The sequence below is a fragment of the Nocardia violaceofusca NBRC 14427 genome (assembly GCF_963869435.1).
In the GTDB taxonomy this organism is placed as follows: domain Bacteria; phylum Actinomycetota; class Actinomycetes; order Mycobacteriales; family Mycobacteriaceae; genus Nocardia; species Nocardia aobensis.
Map to the genome: position 1 here is coordinate 307,800 of NZ_CAWMPM010000012.1, position 18,045 is coordinate 325,844.

The 18,045-nt window shown below is 69.1% G+C and carries 15 protein-coding genes and 1 pseudogene; 6 read left to right on the plus strand and 10 right to left on the minus strand.

Going from position 1 to position 18,045, the window contains the following annotated elements; genetic code table 11:
• Positions 1 to 9 precede the first annotated feature (9 nt).
• Positions 10 to 816 carry a methyltransferase domain-containing protein gene (locus AC5592_RS11360; protein ID WP_063064116.1) on the plus strand — a complete coding sequence of 269 codons (807 nt, stop codon included), beginning with the start codon at positions 10 to 12 and terminating at the stop codon, positions 814 to 816.
• Between the two features lie 7 nt (positions 817 to 823).
• On the opposite strand, the gene AC5592_RS11365 is transcribed toward AC5592_RS11360, so the two are convergent.
• From AC5592_RS11365 to AC5592_RS11395, 7 genes and pseudogenes are all read right to left on the minus strand, one after another.
• Entirely contained in the window at positions 824 to 1,972 is a 1,149-nt protein-coding gene (locus AC5592_RS11365) for a cation:proton antiporter (RefSeq protein WP_063064117.1), read from the minus strand.
• Positions 1,973 to 2,121: 149 nt separating this feature from the next.
• Entirely contained in the window at positions 2,122 to 2,841 is a 720-nt protein-coding gene (locus AC5592_RS11370; RefSeq protein WP_063064118.1) for a hypothetical protein, read from the minus strand.
• A 35-nt stretch (positions 2,842 to 2,876) separates the two neighbouring features.
• Positions 2,877 to 3,389, minus strand: a complete 513-nt coding sequence (locus AC5592_RS11375) for a hypothetical protein (protein ID WP_051025313.1) — start codon at positions 3,387 to 3,389, stop codon at positions 2,877 to 2,879.
• Positions 3,390 to 3,527: 138 nt separating this feature from the next.
• Positions 3,528 to 4,736, minus strand: coding sequence for an alcohol dehydrogenase catalytic domain-containing protein (locus AC5592_RS11380; RefSeq protein WP_036509428.1), 1,209 nt, complete (start codon positions 4,734 to 4,736; stop codon positions 3,528 to 3,530).
• 168 nt (positions 4,737 to 4,904) lie between these two features.
• The gene (locus AC5592_RS11385; protein ID WP_157121747.1) at positions 4,905 to 5,678 is read right to left on the minus strand and encodes an STAS domain-containing protein; all 774 of its coding nucleotides are present in this window, start codon (positions 5,676 to 5,678) and stop codon (positions 4,905 to 4,907) included.
• 203 nt (positions 5,679 to 5,881) lie between these two features.
• Positions 5,882 to 6,814, minus strand: coding sequence for an MSCRAMM family protein (locus tag AC5592_RS11390; protein WP_269750179.1), 933 nt, complete (start codon positions 6,812 to 6,814; stop codon positions 5,882 to 5,884).
• A gap of 18 nt (positions 6,815 to 6,832) precedes the next feature.
• A pseudogene (locus AC5592_RS11395) lies at positions 6,833 to 8,239 on the minus strand (MFS transporter); the annotation flags it as partial.
• 452 nt (positions 8,240 to 8,691) lie between these two features.
• Here AC5592_RS11395 and AC5592_RS11400 point away from each other — a divergent pair.
• The gene (locus AC5592_RS11400; protein ID WP_232329306.1) at positions 8,692 to 10,068 is read left to right on the plus strand and encodes a lipase family protein; all 1,377 of its coding nucleotides are present in this window, start codon (positions 8,692 to 8,694) and stop codon (positions 10,066 to 10,068) included.
• 28 nt (positions 10,069 to 10,096) lie between these two features.
• Here AC5592_RS11400 and AC5592_RS11405 read toward each other — a convergent pair whose 3' ends face one another.
• Complete coding sequence (locus AC5592_RS11405) at positions 10,097 to 11,425, minus strand: LLM class flavin-dependent oxidoreductase (RefSeq protein ID WP_063064120.1); 1,329 nt, start codon at positions 11,423 to 11,425, stop codon at positions 10,097 to 10,099.
• Between the two features lie 245 nt (positions 11,426 to 11,670).
• Here AC5592_RS11405 and AC5592_RS11410 point away from each other — a divergent pair, with 245 nt between their 5' ends.
• The 3 genes from AC5592_RS11410 (at position 11,671) to AC5592_RS11420 (ending at position 15,031) form a co-directional block, all read left to right on the plus strand.
• Positions 11,671 to 13,266 carry an FAD-dependent oxidoreductase gene (locus AC5592_RS11410; protein ID WP_063064121.1) on the plus strand — a complete coding sequence of 532 codons (1,596 nt, stop codon included), beginning with the start codon at positions 11,671 to 11,673 and terminating at the stop codon, positions 13,264 to 13,266.
• Positions 13,266 to 13,604, plus strand: a complete 339-nt coding sequence (locus tag AC5592_RS11415; RefSeq protein ID WP_063064206.1) for a 4Fe-4S dicluster domain-containing protein — start codon at positions 13,266 to 13,268, stop codon at positions 13,602 to 13,604. Before AC5592_RS11410 ends, AC5592_RS11415 begins: the two co-directional genes overlap by 1 nt.
• 125 nt (positions 13,605 to 13,729) lie before the next feature.
• Entirely contained in the window at positions 13,730 to 15,031 is a 1,302-nt protein-coding gene (locus tag AC5592_RS11420; protein WP_063064207.1) for an NtaA/DmoA family FMN-dependent monooxygenase, read from the plus strand.
• Between the two features lie 11 nt (positions 15,032 to 15,042).
• Here AC5592_RS11420 and AC5592_RS11425 read toward each other — a convergent pair whose 3' ends face one another.
• Together AC5592_RS11425 and AC5592_RS11430 are read right to left on the minus strand one after the other, a co-directional pair.
• Positions 15,043 to 15,990 carry an NADP-dependent oxidoreductase gene (locus AC5592_RS11425; RefSeq protein WP_036509363.1) on the minus strand — a complete coding sequence of 316 codons (948 nt, stop codon included), beginning with the start codon at positions 15,988 to 15,990 and terminating at the stop codon, positions 15,043 to 15,045.
• A 127-nt stretch (positions 15,991 to 16,117) separates the two neighbouring features.
• Complete coding sequence (locus AC5592_RS11430; protein ID WP_198163805.1) at positions 16,118 to 16,984, minus strand: class I SAM-dependent methyltransferase; 867 nt, start codon at positions 16,982 to 16,984, stop codon at positions 16,118 to 16,120.
• A 100-nt stretch (positions 16,985 to 17,084) separates the two neighbouring features.
• On the opposite strand from AC5592_RS11430, the gene AC5592_RS11435 reads away from it, so the two are divergent.
• Positions 17,085 to 17,885, plus strand: coding sequence for a nuclear transport factor 2 family protein (locus AC5592_RS11435; RefSeq protein ID WP_063064122.1), 801 nt, complete (start codon positions 17,085 to 17,087; stop codon positions 17,883 to 17,885).
• The last annotated feature ends 160 nt before the right edge of the window (positions 17,886 to 18,045 follow it).

Sequence of the window (18,045 nt, forward strand, 5' to 3'; positions counted from 1 at the left end):
ACTGGCGGGGTGAGCGATGAACAAGGCGTTCCGTCCTTCCACATCGACCAGGTCGACCACCCGGAACAAGACTTGATCGTCCGAATACTCGACAATCAGGCCGCGCTACCCGGCGTGGTGCGGATGCGCGAATGGGCGCGCGCCGCGCTGGCCCTGCGACCCGGCGAAACCGCCCTCGACCTCGGCTCGGGCACCGGCACCGAAGTGGTGGAGCTGGCCGCTCTGGTGGGGGAGTCCGGTCGTGTCATCGGTATCGATCCGAATCCGTCGATGCTCACAGTGGCTCGCGAGCGCGCCGCCGACGTGAAGGCCGAATTCATCGAGGGATCGGCCTACGATCTGCCGCTGCCGGACGCCTCCGTCGACGCGGTTCGCTGCGAGCGGGTCTATCAGCACCTCGACGATCCGGCGAAGGCCACCGCCGAGATCGCGCGGGTGCTGCGGCCGGGCGGCCGGGTGGTGCTGATCGACAGCGACTGGTCGACGGCCATCTTCCATCCCGGCGATCCGGAGGTCGTCGCGGCCTTGCAGCAGCGGATGGAAACCAACAGCCCGAATCGCAACTCCGGCAGGCGTTTACGAGGCCGGCTGGTCGACGCGGGGCTGGTGATCGACGATATCGGTTCCGAGGCCGTGATCTGGGAGCCGGAGTCGATCCTTCCGATGTTCACGGCGGTCACCGAGCGAGGTGTGGCCGACGGATTGATCACCGCTGCCCAGCGCGAGTACGTTCTCGCCGAAATCCGGCGTGGTGCCGAGACCGGGGACTATCACTTCTCGGTGACCATGTTCGCGGTGGTGGCGCACAAACCCTGACCCTCGCTCACGGCGCGACCGGATCCGCCACCGGCGGCCGTCGTGCCGCGAGCGCGGCGGCCAGCGCCGCCGCGACGATCGTCACCAGCGCGCCCAGCATCATCGCCGCCGCCTCGGCCGGAACCAGCACGTGCAGCTGGGTGCCGACGGTGACGGCCGCGACCGGCACACCGATCTGCGCGGCGGCCAGCGCACCGAAGGCAACCGGCTGCCCCAGCATCCGCATGAGCAGATGCACCAGCAGCGCACCGGCTCCCAGCGCGAGTCCGAGCAGGATCAGCCGCGGGCGGTCGGCGAATTCCCGCAGATTCAGCCGAGCGCCCAGCCAGACGAAGAACAGGGGAGCCAGGAATCCGTCGGTCGCGGCGAACAATTGCCGCGCCACGCGGCGCGGTTCGCCGACGGCCGCGACGGCAAGTCCGGCCGCGAACCCGGCCAGCATGATCGAGACGTGCGTGCGGGTGGCGAGGGCGGCCATCCCGAACACGATGGCCAGACTGACCCGCAGTTCGAGGGCGAATTTGCGGCGCTCGGAGACCCGGTGCGCACGCCGGCGCAGACCGGATCGTTCCAGCCATCGCAGCAGGAAGAACAACAGCAGCGCGGTGCCGATCACCGCCAGCGCACCCAGTGCCGCGCGGGCGGCATTGCCCGCGTCGATCACCAGCGGTAGCGCGACGATCGACGCGGTGTCGGCGATGGCCACCTGCGCCGTGAGCTCCAGCACCGATCTGCCCTGCAGCCCTTGGGAATCGATGATCGGCAGCACCAGCGCCGCGGAGGAGGAGGCGAGCAGGACCGCATAGATCGCGCCGTGTCCGGTATCGAAGAATCCGGCCAGCAGGTAGCCGATGACGGCCGCGGCCGCACCGACCAGCACGGCGCGTACGGCGCCGATTCCGAGTGCCGAGCGGATCCGCGGATCACGGATCGGGACATGGGTGCCGGCCACGAACATCACCAGCGCGAAACCCATATCGGCCAGGAAGGCGAACACCGGATCCGAGGCGTCGAGCAGCCCGAATCCGGTGACGCCGCAGATGATTCCGGCCAGCAGTTCGCCGACGATCACCGGTATGTGCCAGGCTGCGCGCCACGCCAGCAGCGGTCCCGCCAGCCCGAGCGCCAGCACCAGGGCCAGGGTGGACAAACTCATCGGTGCCTACTTCTTCCGCTCGACCTTCTGCCGCTCGACGTCGTGCACACTGTCCGCCGCGCAACACTCCCGGTCACGCCGACACGCCGTCGCCTGCTGTCCGGCGCCGTGCCCGGCCGCATGCGCGGAGAGCCGGGCACGGCGATGGCTCAGTGCGTCACGCTCTGGGCGTGTTCGGCCTGCAGCTGGTTGTACTTCTGTGTGCCCGCGGCGATTCCGACCGGAATGGCGACCGCGATTCCGCCGACACTCGCACCGAGGCCGCCCACCGCGACCACGCCGACCAGGCAGGCCGCGGCCATCGCGGGCACGGTCATGGTGCCGGCGGTGGCGACGGAGATCAGGGTGCCGCCGGTGGCGATACCGAGGGGGCAGCCGATGGCCGCGCCGATCACCGAACCGGCCATACCGCCGACCGCCATCGCCAGACCCATGTGCGGTCCGGCCGCCGCGACGGCCTGGTTGAGATCCGACATCTGCGTGTCGGCGACCTGATTCGACTGTGCCGCAGTGGGTTCCACGGTACCCGCCACGGTCTGGGACGGCGTCGCCGGCGGCACGGACTCAGCGGTCGCGGGAACCTCGATCGGGGTTCCGAGCAGTGTCCTACCGGCGCCGTCGCGGATGTCGAACTGTCCGGGGCGCACCGCCACCGCGCCCAGCGGAGTCTGTAGCGCCGCGGTGCCGGTGGTCGTGTCGTCCTGGTAGCGGATGCCGGGGCCCAGATCGGTACTGGTCCAATTCGATTGCGGGGCAACGGGGGCAGCAGGTGCGGGGGCGACGGTCTCGCCCTGGGCCGCCCCGGCCGCCGCGACGACCGCGGTGGCGAGCAGGGTGGACACGGCGATGGTCCGGGTGGTGGTCTTCATGAATTCTTCCGCTCTGATCGGTGGGCGAGTGTCGATTACCGTGCGTTGCCGTCGGCCGGCATCGACTGCGCGATCAGGCCTTTGGAATGTAGCGAGTTGTACTGGTCGCCCACCGCGTTCGCCAAGCTCGGTCCGCCGGTGACGATGCCGCCGGCCATGCCACCGAGGAAACCGAGTGTGCCCGCGCCGAGAATGCATCCGCCCACGATGCCGATCGGGGTCAGCACCGGCACCGGAATGGTCAGCGTGCCGCCGGTGATCGCGCCGAGCGGGCAGCCGACCGCGAGGCCGGCCGCCGTGCCCACGACCTGACCGACCGTCGAGTCGTCGGCCCACGCACCGGCGATGGTGTCGAATGCGTTCAGATACTCCGTGGTCGGATCGACCGGTGTACCGGCGGGGGCGGCCGGATCGGCCGGTGTGCCCTGCTCGCCCGCGACCGTGGCGGTCGCGGGCGACCCAGACTCGGCGAAGGCCGGACCGGCGATGCCGACCGTGGCGGAGGTGGCGAGAACCGCGATCGCGGCTGCGCGAATGACGTGACGCATGATTCTTCTTTCTCGATGCCTGATATCGCCCGTGCCCTCTCGGTTGGTGAACCGAGGGTTCTCACGAGCCGTCCGTACATTAACCACCCGCGCTTCGCGCCGGCGCGGGGGCGGTCGGAGGTGATCAGGCGGAGAGATCTACATCGGCACCACGGTTTTGAGCCAGCCGGTCCGGCGCAGATCGAAGGCCTCGTAGGCGTCGATCATCGACTGCGGCTCGGCGTGCTGGGTGATGAACCGGGTGGGATCGAGATCGCCGCGCCCCACCTTGTCGAGCAGACCCGGCACATAGCGATGGTGATTGCAGTTGCCGCCCTGCACGGTGAGATTGCGGTTGAGGACGACCCCGAGCGGGAATCGGTCGAAGGTGGGCGGATACACGCCGATCACCCCGACCGAACCTGCCTTGGCGACCGCCTGCACCGCCCAGCGCCCGGCCAGACTCGGTGCGTCGCCGACCAGCCATTGACCGGAGTCGGTATTGCCCTCGGGTGCGGCGAGTCGGCGTTCTTCCTCGAAGACGTCGGTCTCGACCGGAAGGTTGTCGGCCGCCGGTCCCCGCTCGGGCCGTTGGGCGTCGACTCCGACCGCGTCGATGACGCGATCGGCGCCGATCCCGCCGGTCAGCTCGCGGGTCACCTCGACCGGATCTTCCCGGTGGAAGTCGATCGGTTCGGCGTTCTGGGCGCGTGCGGTCTCGAGCCGGTCGGCGATCCCGTCGACGACCAGGACCCGGCCGGCGCCCTGCCGGAACGCCGACGCGACCGCGCACTGCCCGACGACGCCCGCGCCGAGGACCAGCACGGTGTCGCCCTCGCTGACCTGCGCGAGCCGGGCGCCGAACCAGCCGGTCGGCAGCACGTCGGAAACCATGATCGCCTGGTCGTCGGAGACGCCCTCGGGCACCTTGACCAGGGTGTTGTTCGCATACGGGATACGTGCGTACTCGGCCTGCAGACCGTCGACCGGCCCGGTGGTCTCCGGCCCGCCGAAGAAACTGGTGCCGGCCAGCGGGCCGTTCGGATTGGCCGTATCGCATTGGGCGGTATAGCCGCTGCGGCAGTAGGCGCAGTGCCCGCACGACACCGTGGAGCACACCACCACGCGATCGCCCGGCGCGAATCCCCGCACCGCCGAACCGGTGTCGACGACCGTGCCGACGGCCTCGTGGCCCAGGACCGTCCCGGGCACCATGCCGGGCATCGTGCCGCGCACCAGATGCAGATCGGTACCGCAGATCGCGGACGAGGTGATCTGCACGATGGCGTCGGTGGGTTCCTGGATCTTCGGATCGTCGACGACGTCGAGACGGATATCGCCGACACCGTGCCAGACAACTGCTTTCACGTTCACTCCTCGATAGCCGGATCGGATGTGGTGTTCGGGGCGGGCGCTGGGGTCCTCGTGGCGGGCGCCGGGGCCGGTCACTGGACGCCCTACCCCGGGGACGCGGAGATATTCCGTCGTGGGCAGCGTGCCTGCCCGAAATCCGAATGATCGCGGTCCGGACCGCGCTCAGGGGTCCTGCGGGCGCCGGGTGGACAACGTCGCCCACACCACTTTGCCGGTCGGCCACCGCGGTACGCATCCCCACGCCGAGGCCATCTCGGCCACGATGTGCAGGCCGTGTAATCGGCGCCCAGCGGAGCCCGGATCCGGTTCTCGCAGGACCGCTTCGCGAGGATCCGGATCTGCGACCGCGACAGTGAGAAGGTTTTCGCGATATTCCAGCCGCACGTCGATATCGGGGACGCTGGTGAAGTGGCCGTGCAGGTCGGCATTGTCGATGAATTCGGTGGCGATGATCTGTGCGGCCTCGCTGACCTCGCCGATGCCCCATTCGGCGCAGACTTCATCGATGAGCCGACGCGCCATGTGCCCGGTGAAAGGTGACAGCGCCATGGTCCTCGTGGTCCACCGCCGAATCGGCGGTTCGCCCGACGCCGCGATCGCTGCGGCGACGGTCGAATGCACTGTCAGCAATCGGCGGATCGCGCTGCGCTCGAGCCGGCGCCGCACCTCCACACTCCTGGCGACGAGCAGGATCGGCACACTCGGCCACTTCGACGTGCGCAGCCGGGCGCTGGTGAATGCGGTGAGAACGGCGTCGGAGGCGACCGTCATGTGGTCGAGGCATACGATGACCGCTCGAGGTTGCCCGATGACGAATTTGACCAGGCCATCGCTGAATTGGCGGTATGTCTTCGCATCGAGTGTGAGATCGGGTTCGAGCACCACACAGCGATCGATTTTCCTGGCTTGCCAGCAGATGAGCGGAGCGGCGGTCACAACGGATCACATCCGAATGCCGACACCCGGCACCGCACTGCGAGCTGCAGTGGTGGGGAGGTGCATACCGCACATATTCGATCCGTACCCGTGCCGGCATCGGCGAAACTTCTTTCTTCGACGCGATGCCGGACGGTCGACCAACTCACCGGCGTCCGGCGGAGCAGGCGGTCGGTGAGGAAGGCGTCAGCGGCGTCCAGCCGCTACGGCCGGTCGGCGGAATACCGGCGTGCCAGCTGGTCGGCGGATCTGTGTTCGCTCGAATTACCGTGTCCCAGTTCCACGTTCAGCTCCTCGGCCTCGGCGCCGACCACTACCGGGGTGTGCACCGGTGCGTAACCGCTCGCCACCACCGTGTAGGTGCCGTCGTGCAGGTCGGCGAAGGTGTAGGCGCCGTCGGGGCCGGTGACCATGGTGTCGACCACGGTGCCGTCCCAGTCGGTGAGGGTGACCAGGGCGTCGGGCAGGGGACGGCCGTCGCGTCCGCGCACCACGCCGTGCAGGCGGGCGCAGGGGCGCAGCGTCACGTCGAGGCGCGGGGTGTCGCTGCCACCTGCTCGCACCGGAAGGGCGGTCGGGTGAAAGCCGTTGGCGCTCACCGCGATCGTGAAATCGCCTTCGGACAGTTCCGCCAGGGCGAACGTGCCGTCGTCGGTGGTGGCCGCGGTGGAGAGCACCTCACCGCGGGCGTCGAGAGCCGACACCCGCGCGCCCGCGATGGCGGTGCCGTCGTCGCCGCGCGACACGGTGCCGGCCAGTCCGGCCATCGCGGTGAGCACGACATCGCAGGGCACCGGATGGTGCGCGAGCTGCACGGTGGACGCGTCCGGGCGGCGCCCGTCGATCGAGGCGATCAGCACGTACGAGCCGGGTTCGGGGGCGGCGAGTTCGAAGTAACCCTCGGCGTCCGTCAGCGCCCGGCCGATCTGGCGGCCCGACATCGAGATCAGGGTCAGCACGGCATTCGGCAGCGCCGCACCGCGGGAGTCGTGGACGCGACCGAAGGCGACCGGTCCGGACCCGGCGGGCCGGCGCGGCGTCTGCGCGATACCGTTGCGCTGCACAGTGTTTGCGTCCTTCGCAACCGCGGATTCAGTGGCGTGCGACGCGGAGTGCGAGCTGTGCTCGGCATCCATATCCACGGCGGCGGTCGCGGCGATCGCGGCCGTCCGGTGCCCCGGAATGAACGTCGCCACCAGTGCGCCGGCCACGGCCACACCACATCCGATCAGCAGCGACACGCGGAATCCGCTCTCGCTGGCCAGGGCATGTCCGCCGAGCGAGATCGTCATCTGCGCCAGCGCCGCGCCGACCACGGCGGCCGCGACCGAGGTGCCGATCGCGCGGACCAGCGTGTTGAAGCTGTTGGCCGCGGCGGTTTCCGACTGCGGCACCGCGGCCATCACCAGGGCCGGCATGGCGCCGTAGGCGAATCCGACGCCGGTGTTGATGATCAGCGTCACGATCAGCAGGCCCCAGGTGCTGCCCATCAGCGCCATCGAGGATCCGTATCCGGCGGCGATGATGACGCAGCCGACGATCAGGGTGATCTTGGGTCCGCTGCGGGCGGAGAGTTTGGCGCCGATGGGGGAGACCAGCATCATCATGAGTCCGGCCGGTGCCATCCACAGGCCCATGGCCATCATCGATTGCCCGAGTCCGTAACCGGTGGCCTTCGGCAGTTGCAACAGCTGCGGCACCACCAGCGACTGGGCGTACATCGCCATGCCGACGACCATCGAGGACGCGTTGGTCAGCAGTACCTGCGGTCGTGCGGTGACGCGGAGATCGACGAGGGGGTTGCGGGCGGCCAGTTCCCACCAGCCCCACAGCAGCAGGACGACGACGGCGGCGACGAACAAGCCGATGGTCAGGCCGCTGCCCCAGCCCCAGCTCGACCCCTTGGACACCGCGAGCAGCAAGCACACCAGGCCCACGCCGAGACCGAGGGCGCCGAGCACGTCGAACCGCCCGGTGGCGGCGGAAGTCGGCGGGGTGGCGGGAATCAGGGTGAAGATCAGGACGCCGATCACCGCCGCGAGCGCGGCCATCGTCCAGAACAGCACCCGCCAGTCGGAGTACTGGATGACCGCGGCCGCCATGGGCAGGCCCAGCGCGCCGCCGATTCCGAGCGAGGAGCTGATCAGCGCGATACCCGATCCGAGGCGTTCGCGCGGCAGCAGGTCGCGCAGTGCGGCGATGCCGACGGGCACGATGCCGGCGCTCATACCCTGCAGGCCGCGCCCGACGATCATCGGCCACAGCGAGGAGGACACCGCGCAGATCACCGACCCGACCAGCAGTGGCACCGTCGAGCCGAGCAGCACGAGGCGTTTGCCGTAGAGGTCGCCCAATCGTCCCGACACCGGTGTGGTGACCGCGGAGGCCAGCAGGCTCACGGTGACCACCCAGGTGGCGTTGGCGGGGCTGGTGTGCAGGATCTGCGGCAGCTGGCCGAGTAACGGCACGACCACCGTCTGCGTCAGCGAGACGACGATGCCGGCGAATGCCAGCACCGCCAGTATCGCGCCGGAACGCCCGGCGGTATGTGCTTTCTCCACGCCCTACTCCTCGAATATCACGAGCCGAAGTTTGCATCATACATATGAGGTGCATCATGCACATTTGATGAAAATGGCCCGTTTCACCTGTCGAGCCGTTGTGCCGGGCACCCATGTCGGCGCTCCGGCTTCGTGAGTTGTGCACGACCGTGGCTCGATCGGCTCTGCGCCGCACCCGCCGACCGTATGGTGTGCCTGCGTCGGGGCAGTCATTCACAAAGGGGCACAGTGATTTTCGGTGTGGCATCCAAACCTTGCCGGCGGTTCCTCCCGGCGGCCGTTCTGGCGGCCGGCATTCTCGTGGCCGACGCGGTCGGCGGAACGGCGGTGAGTTGCGCGCAGGCGCCGTCAGCTGGGGATATCGTTGTGCCCGGCGGGTCCTTCGAACCCGATCTCGGCTCCAGTCACTACCGCCCCGGCACGGGGTTGGTCGATCTGTTGTGGAGGTTGCTGTGAAACGAGCCCGGACGCTGCTGATCGTCGTGCTCGCGGCATGTGCCCTGCTGGCGTCGATGACGGTTCGCCCACCGCTCGGTCGTGCGGACAACGGCCCCGCTCCCACGGATTCGACCGAATGGCAGCAGTGGATCGATCGGACGATCCCGGCGCCGAACCTGCCACCGGCGCCCTCGCCGCCCAACGCCCAACTGCGGCCCGAGCTCGCCGCCCTGTGGCGGTCGGTGTTGTCGCCGCCGGCCGGCGATCCGCTGTTCGATCAGTGGCCGGCCGGACTCGATGCCATGCGTCCCGGCGACCCGATCGAGGTGCGCGATGTGACGGCCACGGCCGCGCCGCTGGCGGTGGTGCCCATCGCCCGCGCGCTGCAGCTGAAATTCCGTTCCACGGGTGCGACCGGCGCGCCCTCGTTCGGTACGGCGACCCTGCTCATTCCCGCCGCGAACTGGACCGGCCCCGGACAGCGGCCCGTGCTGGTGAACGCCATCCCGATCAATTCGCTCGGCCTGCGCTGCACCCCCGGTTATGCCCTGGCGCACGGATTGCATCCCAAATTCAGCGCGGGTGACCTCTTCCCGCCCACCACGTGGTGGGGCCTCTCGCGCGGGTACGGAGTTCTCGTGCCCGACCACGAGGGCCCGTGGATGGCCTACGCCGAACCGCATGTCGCCGGGCACGTGATCCTCGACGCCATGCGCGCGGTGCGGACGGTCGAACCGAAGACGTTGGGAGACAGCAAGCTCGCGATCGGCGGCTATTCCGGCGGTGCGATCGCGGCCTATGCGGCGGATATGCTGCTCGGCGAGTACGCGCCGGAACTGGCGAGCTCGATCGTCGGGGTGTCGGTGGGTGGTCTGGCCACCGACTACAGCGAGGTGGCCCGTCATTTCAACGGCAATATCGCGTCGGGAATCCTGATGGTCGTCGCCCTGGCCTTCGCCCGGGAACATCCGGAACTGCTGGATCAGCTGAACCATCTGGGGGAGTGGCTGGCCACCTCCCCGGTGAAGGACACCTGCGGCGACAGCAACGGGCCGCTGGGCGTGACCGGCGTGCCGATCGAGCTGGCGACCGACACCGCCCATCCGCTCGACACCGAGGCGGCCCGCGCACTGTTCGCCGCCACCGATCTGCGCGACCGCACCTCCGCCGCGCCGCTGTACATCTACCACGGCCTGCTCGACATCTGGATTCCCGAGGTCGAGTCGACCGATCTGTTCCGCACGCAGTGCGCTCGCGGCGTACCGGCCGTCTTCCGCAGCGTCCTGGGAGAGCATTCGATCACCCTGATGGCCGGTTTCCCCGGTGCGATCGACTGGCTCGATCAGCGACTGCGCGGTGTCCCCGCGCCGAACGAATGCCCGGCTCGCTGAAAAGCGATGCGGCGGAACAGTTTCGGCATCAGTTCGCCGCGGCCGACCCGGGGCGCGGCAATCCGAAGTGGTCGCGCAGCGTGGTGCCGGTGTATTCGGTGCGAAACAGCCCGCGGCTGCGCAGAATCGGCACCACCGTGCTGGTGAACACCTCGAGTCCGCCCGGATAGTAGGGCGGCATGACGTTGAATCCGTCGGCGGCGCCGTGGCGGAACCAATCCTCGATGGTGTCGGCGACCTGTTCGGGCGTGCCCGCGAAGACCCGGTGCCCCCGCGCACCCGCGAGCCGGTGCAGCAGTCCGCGCAGCGTGGGCTGCTCGCGGGTGACGATGCCCGCGATCACCTGCCGGCGACTGGCCGCGTTGTCGGTGACATCGCCGGCGTCGGCGAACAATGCGGCGGGCACCGGTTCGTCGAGCGCGAGATTCCGCAGCGACTCCCCGGCGAGGCTTTCCAGCTGGCCGAGACCGTATTCGGGCACGGTCAGCTCGTTGAATTCGCGTTGCAGTTGTTTCGCCTGCGCCTCGGTATCGGCGATGAACGGGCTGATACCCGGCAGGATCTTCACATGCTCGGGATCGCGGCCGAATTCTTTGGCCCGGCGCTTGATGTCGGCGTAGAACGTCTGGGCGTCCTCGAGCCGCTGGTGGGCGGTGAAGATGGCCTCGGCGTAGCGGGCCGCGAAAGCCCGTCCGTCGTTGGAGGCGCCGGCCTGCACCAGCACGGGATGGCCCTGCGGAGTCCGCGCGGCGTTGAACGGTCCGCGCACGCGCAGATATTCGCCGCGGAAATCGATGCGGTGGATCTTGTCGGGATCGGCGTAGATGCCGGCCGCACGGTCGAGGAGCACCGCATCGTCGTCCCAGCTGTTCCACAATCCGACGACCGCGTCCACGAATTCGCGGGCGCGCGCATAGCGTTCGGTGTGATCGGGGTGGCGGTCCAGGCCGAAATTGGCTGCGGCGAGGTCTGTTCCGGTGGTGACGATATTCCATCCGGCGCGCCCGCCCGAGATGTGATCGAGCGAGGAGAACAGCCGGGCCAGATTGTAGGGCTCGTAATAGGTCGTGGACGCGGTCGCGATCAGGCCCAGATGCGTGGTGGCCGAGGCGATCGCGGTCAGCAGTGTGATCGGTTCCAGGCCGGGCGCGGCGTTGTAGCGCACATCGGTGCGCAGCGCGGGGCCGTCGGCGAAGAACACCGCATCGAGGGTGGCGGCCTCGGCGGTGCGTCCGATCTCCTGGTAGTAGGTCACGTCGTAGATGCGGTCGGGCCTGCTGTCGGGGTGCCGCCACGCGGCCTCGTGATGGCCCGCGGGATAGATGAAGGCGTTCAGATGCAATTGCCGTTCACTCATACGAGCACACCCGTCCGATAGTCGCGATGAAGCCGGTCTGCGGACCGGGCGACGGCAGTCAACCAAACGGGTGCGGTCGCGTGAACGGTTTGTGCGGGGCGTGATTCGAATTCGGCCGGCGCCCGCTTCTTCATCACAGAATCCTGCTGATCGTAAGGATTCTCCGCCGCCGGGGCGCGGGCGAGTATTTCTGTCGGGCATATGTCCGGCGACGGTTTCGGCCCCGTTTTCGAAGGAGTACGGCGATGAGCGAGGCATGGCAGATCGATGCCGATGTGCTGGTGATCGGCGGTGGACCGGCCGCCTGTTGGGCCGCGATCCACGCCCGCGAGGCCGGGGCCGAGGTGGTGCTGGTCGACAAGGGGTACTGCGGCACCAGTGGCGCGACCGCACCCGCGGGGACGGGCGTCTGGTACGTGGCGCCGGATCCGTCGGCCCGTGCGGCGGCCAAGGCCAGTCGCGAGGAGTTGGGCGGCTTCCTCGCCGACCACCACTGGATGGACCGAGTGCTCGACCAGACCTACGCGAATATGCACCGGCTGGCCGAGGAGGGCCGCTACCCGTTCCCGGTCGACCCGCGCACCAGCAACCCGATTCGCACCGGCGTGCAAGGCCCGGAATACATGCGCCGCATGCGGGCGTGGGTGCAGCGGCTGGGTGTGCGGATCGTCGACCACGCCCCGGCCCTGGAACTGCTGGTCGATCGGGACGGCACGGTCCGCGGCGCGGCCGGCTATCTGCTGCGCGAGCATCGCGACTACCGAGTGCACGCCGGCGCGGTGGTGCTGGCCACCGGCGGCTGCGCCTTCCTCTCGCGCGCGCTCGGCACCAACGTCGACACCGGCGACGGCACCCTCATGGCCGCCGAGGTGGGCGCGCGCTTCTCCGGGATGGAATTCTCCAACGCCTACGGCATCGCGGCGAAGGGCTCGACCGTCACCAAGACCGCCTATTACCGCTATGCCACCTTCTTCCACGAGGACGGCAGCATTCTCGAGGGCGCCGGATCGGTGCAGGGACGTTCGGTCATCGCGCGAACCCTGTTGCAGGAGAGGGTATTCGCGCAACTGGACCGGGCGGACCGAACCACGCAGGAGCAGATGCGGCGTGGACAACCGAACTTCTTCCTGCAATTCGATCGCCGCGGCATCGACCCGTTCACCCAGCGCTTCGAGGTGGATCTGCTGGCCGAGGGCACGGTGCGCGGCACCGGTGGGATCGAGGTGGTCAGCGACGAGTGCGCGACCTCGGTGAGCGGATTGTACGCCGCGGGCGACGCGGCCACCCGCGAACGCATCTGCGGCGGATTCACCGGCGGCGGCAGCCACAATGCGGCATGGGCGATGTCGTCGGGCAGCTGGGCGGGGCAAGGTGCGGCGCGATTCGCGCGGCGCGGTGGCCGTCCGGACGGTTTGACACGGGCCGGGCGAACCGGGTTGCGGCCCAACGGATCCGGGCGCGTCGGTGCGGACGAGGTACTCGCCGCGGCCCGCGCCGAACTGCTGCCGGTGGAGAAGAACTATCTGCGCCACGGCGACCGGGTCCGTCCGGCGTTGGCCGCCCTGGACGCGGTGTGGACGGAGGCGGCCGCGGGATTGCGGGCCACCGGCGCAGACCGCGTGCGGGCGCGCGAGGCCGCCGCGATCACCGCGGTCGGACGGCTGATGTACCGATCGGCATTGGCGCGCACCGAATCTCGCGGTATGAGCAAACGGGCCGACCATCCGGAGCTGGATCCCGCACAGCACCACCACATCCTCAGCGGCGGGCTCGACGAGGTGTGGACGGTGGCGGCCGCGCTGCGGTCGGCCGATGCCCCCGCGGTCGCGGCGGTGGCCTGATGATCGAACTGGTTCACGCTCCGGCCTGTATCGCGTGCGACAAATGTGTCGACGTCTGCCCGACGAACGTCTTCGAGCGTGGAGATGACGGAATCCCGGTCATCGCACGGCAATCCGATTGCCAGACCTGTTTCATGTGTGAGGCGTACTGCCCGACCGACGCGCTGTACGTGGACCCGCAATCCACACCGCTGCCGCCGCAACAGGAGGTCCCGCGTGAGCACATCGGCGCGTATCGGCGCGAAATCGGCTGGGGTAAGGGACGCCGGCCGGGAAGCCTCACGGCGGTGGGGCCGGAACTTCCACCCGGCCCGGCGCCGCGCCCCTCGGGAGCGTGAGCAGGTCGCCTCGGCAGCGGCCGAGGTGAAACAATCAGGCTCGCAACGTAATTCCCGATTCGACCGAAATGATCCGGCTGAATGCAACCGGTGGCGACGAGGACGGCTATCGATACCGTCGGGGGATGGGTAGCAGTGCGCGACGCCGGCCGCTGAAGATCGTGACCGGGGTCAGTGGTTCGCCGAAAATCTACGATGCCGCGATCGATCCGCGGCGCTCGACGCTCGACGACGCCCTGGGGGTCGCGAAACTCGCCGAGGAACACCGCTTCGACGCCCTGTTCGCGGCGGATCTGCTGAGTTTCGGCGCGCAGGGCGCCATCGGGGCGCAGGAACCGCTGATCTTCCTGTCCGCCCTCAGCGCGGTGACCCGGCATGTGGGCCTGATCGCCACGGTCACAACGACTTTCCATCACCCCTACAACCTGGCGCGACTGTTCGGGACGCTCGACCACATCAGCAACGGGCGCGCCGCGTGGAATGCGGTGACCTCCTCTCTGGGCGAGGAGAACTACGGCGCCGGGGACCTGCCGAGCCCGGAGGAACGCTACGCCCGCGCGACCGAAGTCCTCGAAGTCGCGAACGCGCTGTTCGACAGCTGGCAGCCGGGCGCGCTCACGCCGGACGGCCACGGCGGCGCGGCTCTGGATGCCGAGCTGGTCCGCCCGATCGACTATGCCGGACGCTATTTCACCGTGCGCGGCCCCCTGAACATTCCGCCGCTGCCGCAGCGACGCCCGGTGCAGTTCCAGGCGGGACAATCCGAGGGCGGCGTGGAATTGGGCGCCCGGTTCGCCGAGGTGGTGTTCACCTCACTGGCGACGCTCGACGACGCGCTCACCTACACGAAGAAAATTCGCACGCGCGCGGCGGATCTGGGCCGCGCCGAGGGGCTGCCCTACATCTTCAGCTCGCTGCACACCACCTACGGCGCCACCGAGGAGGAGGCGCGGCGACTGGTTCGTGAACGTGCCGAGGCCACCGATTTCGAGGCGGGCCGCCACGCGCTGGCCGACATGCTGGGCGGCGAGATCGACCTGTCCGAATTGCCGCTGGACCGGCCGATCCCGGACTCGCTGCTGCCCGATGTGCAGGCGGTGAACCGGCGCCGCGGCCGCGTGGAGATCTTCACCGCGCTGGCTCGTTCCGGAAAAACGTTGCGCGAGTTGATCATCGCCGCCAAGGACACCGGCCACTGGGCCGCCGCCGGCACTCCCGAACAACTCGCCGACGCGATTCAGGAACGCTACGACGCCGGCGTCCTGGACGTGATCGGCCTCGGCGGCCTCGACGACCCGCGCAACCGCGACTTCCTGCTCGCGGGCCTGCTCCCCGAACTTCGCCGCCGCGGCATCGTCGGCTCCGGCTACGTGGGCGAGACGTTCCGCGACAACCTCGAACTACCTCCGTTGCCGCCGCGGAACTAGTACCGCGCTCTTCAGAATTCGAGGACGATCCGGCCCCGGACACCGCCGGCTTCGAGCAGCTCATGCGCTCGGGCGGCGTGGTCGGCGGGGAAGGTCCGGGCCACGCGCAGGGTGAGTGCGCCTTCGGAGGCGAGGCGGCTCAATTCGCTCAGCGCATGTGGTTCGTCCAGATGGTCGGCGACCATCACGAGGTGGACCGAAATGCCGCGCTCCGGCGTGGCTCCGCCACCCAAGGCCGCGGGCCGCAGGATGACGAACGCACCGCCGTCGCGCACCGCCGCGAGCACCGCATCGCCTTGGAGCGCGGTGTCGATCAGCGCGTCCACACCGTGGGGAGCGTGGGCGCGGATGCGAGAGGCGAGGTCCTCGCCGCGCGGTAGGACGACATCCGCGCCGAAATCGCGGACCAGCTGCTCATCGGCCGGTTTCGCGTCCGCGATCACGGTGTAGCCGCGCGTCTTGGCCAGCTGGATCACGTACCCGCCGACCGCACCGGCCGCCCCTGTCACCGCGATGGTGCGCCCGGCGCGCGGGTCGAGCGCGTCCAGGGCGAACCAGGCGGTGAGGCCGTTCATCGGAAGCGTTGCGGCGGAGACGAAGTCGCTCCCCTCGGGCAGGCGCGCCACCTGGCCCGCGGGTACCACGATCTTCTCCGCATAGGCACCGCCACCGGCGAGTACCGGTAGCGTGATCGCGACGACCCGGTCGCCGCTGTGCCAGCCCGTCTCGGGGGCGGCCTCGTCGACGATTCCCGCGGCGTCCCAGCCGGGGACGTACGGCGGCGTCACCTCCCGGTAGCGATCGTGTGCCATGCCGGAGCGGGTCACGGTGTCGGAGGGGTTCACGGCCGCGGCCGCCACCCGGATCCGCACCTCGCCGGGACCGGCGTGCGGTTCGGGCACCTCGACCGGTTTCAGTACTTCCGGACCACCCGGCTCCTCGAATCCGATCGCCAGCATCGCACCTCCCGAGTTCGCATTCTGCTATCTCTCGGGGCAACCGCCGTCTGCCGGAGATTTGTTCCGAGGGGCGCGAAGAGGGCGGTGCGCGCAGTGCCGCAGCCGGTTTCGGGAGCCTCCGGTCGACTCAGTCGTTCACAGCGGTTCTCGCGCGAACGAGATGCGGGCCCGGGAGCGCCGGTCCGTCGGCGGGGAGGTCGGCATAGGACCGCACCAGCGCGATCCCCGAGTGGTCCTCGATGTCGGTGAATCCGGCCGACTCCAGTTCGCTCCGCATCTGCTCTTCGGTGAAGAAGCTCACCCACGGTTCCCCCACGGCCGCAACGCGTTTCCCGCGAGCCTGCTGGCCCGCGTCGGGTGGGTAGGAGTAATCGAACACCAGGTCCGCACCGCCACCCTGGCCGGCGATGTAGCGCAGCGTCTCGGCGATGGCGTCGTGTTCGAGGTAGACCACCACGCCGAGCCAGACGTAGACCGCGCTGCGGGCACGATCCAGTCCCGCCTCTGCCAGCGCGTCGGCGAGATCGTCGCGGTGGAAGTCCACCGGAGCGAAGGTCATCGAGTGGGGAACCTCGATTCCCGCTTCGGACAACCGGTTTCGCTTCCACGCCTGCGTGTCGGGGTGGTCGACTTCGAAGAACCGCACATCCGGGTGGGGATTGCGGTAGGCGGCGGTGTCCATACCCGCGCCGAGCACGACCACCTGGCGGGTTCCGCCGGCTACCGCCTCCGCGACGGTGTCGTCGGCGAAGCGACTGCGGGTGGCGAGGAACAACCGGCGGCGCCGGGCCAGTTCCGGATCGATCCCTTTGTCGAAGGGATTGTCGCGAGCCGCTTCCTCGCCGACGATCCGCACCGCCAGCGGATCGGTGAAGATCCGCGGTTCATCGGCGAGTTGGTGATAGGCCCGCGACTGTGCGGTGGCCATCGCGGTTCTGCTGGGTTGCCCGACCTGCATACCGGTCACCGTACGCCCGGGGCGCGGCTCGATCATCGCGAGATCCGTCACGCGCACTTGCCGGAGGTTCGCTGGTTACCCGGTATGAAACTGGAACGCGTTATAGATTGTGGGCAGTCGAGAGTCTGGAGGAACGATGTCCGCGAACGCGTCGGCGGCGGAACTGCTCGCCACGGTGGAACGATCCCCGCAGGCGGTCGCGGTGCACGATCGTGCGGCCTGGGTGGATCTGTTCGCACCCGACGGCCGGGTCGAGGATCCGGTCGGCTCGCGCCCGCACATCGGCCGAGCGGCGATCGAACGCTTCTACGACACCTTCATCGGCCCCAACGACATCGCCTTTCATGTCGATCACGACGTCGTACGCGGTGCCACGGTCTTCCGCGACCTCGTCCTCGACACCACCATGTCCACCGGTGTGACCCTGCACGTGCCGATGCACCTGCGCTACGACCTGACACGCGTCGGCGGCGAATGGAAGATCGCCCGCCTCTACGCGCACTGGGAGCTGCCGGTGATGGTCGGTCAACTGCTCGCCGCCGGTGGGCGCGGGCTCGCCGCGGCCACGAAACTCGCGCCGCAGCTGCTCGGAAACCAAGGCATCGGTGGCGCTGTGGGTTTCAGCCGCGGTTTCCTCCGGGTCGGCGCGGCGGGCAAACGCGCCGCCACCGGATTGCTGGAATCAGCCGGTCGCGGTGACGTCGCCGGTGTACGCGCGGTGCTGAGCCCTGGCGCGGTGGTGGAATGGCCGGCCGGTTCCGATGTGGGCCATGCCGAATTCGTCAAGCGGGTGCGCGGACTCGAGGTCGGCAAGACCATCGCGGCGGGCCGATTCGTGACCGTCAGTGTGCGCACCCCGACCGAACGAGGGATCGCGGAACTGGAGGTCGACGGCCGGCGGGTGGTCGCACTGCGCGGCTTCGTCTCCGAGGTCTGAACCGGTTCGCCGACGAACGGCTGGTGAGCTGGTTCGTGGGCCGGAGGGTGGCTCGATCGCCGGGTACGGTGAGGTATGGAATTACCCTCGGGCCCAGGGGAGTCCGATAGGTCCGGAGTTGCGAGCACCAGATTTCGCCGTTCGATCGCCGTCGTAGCCG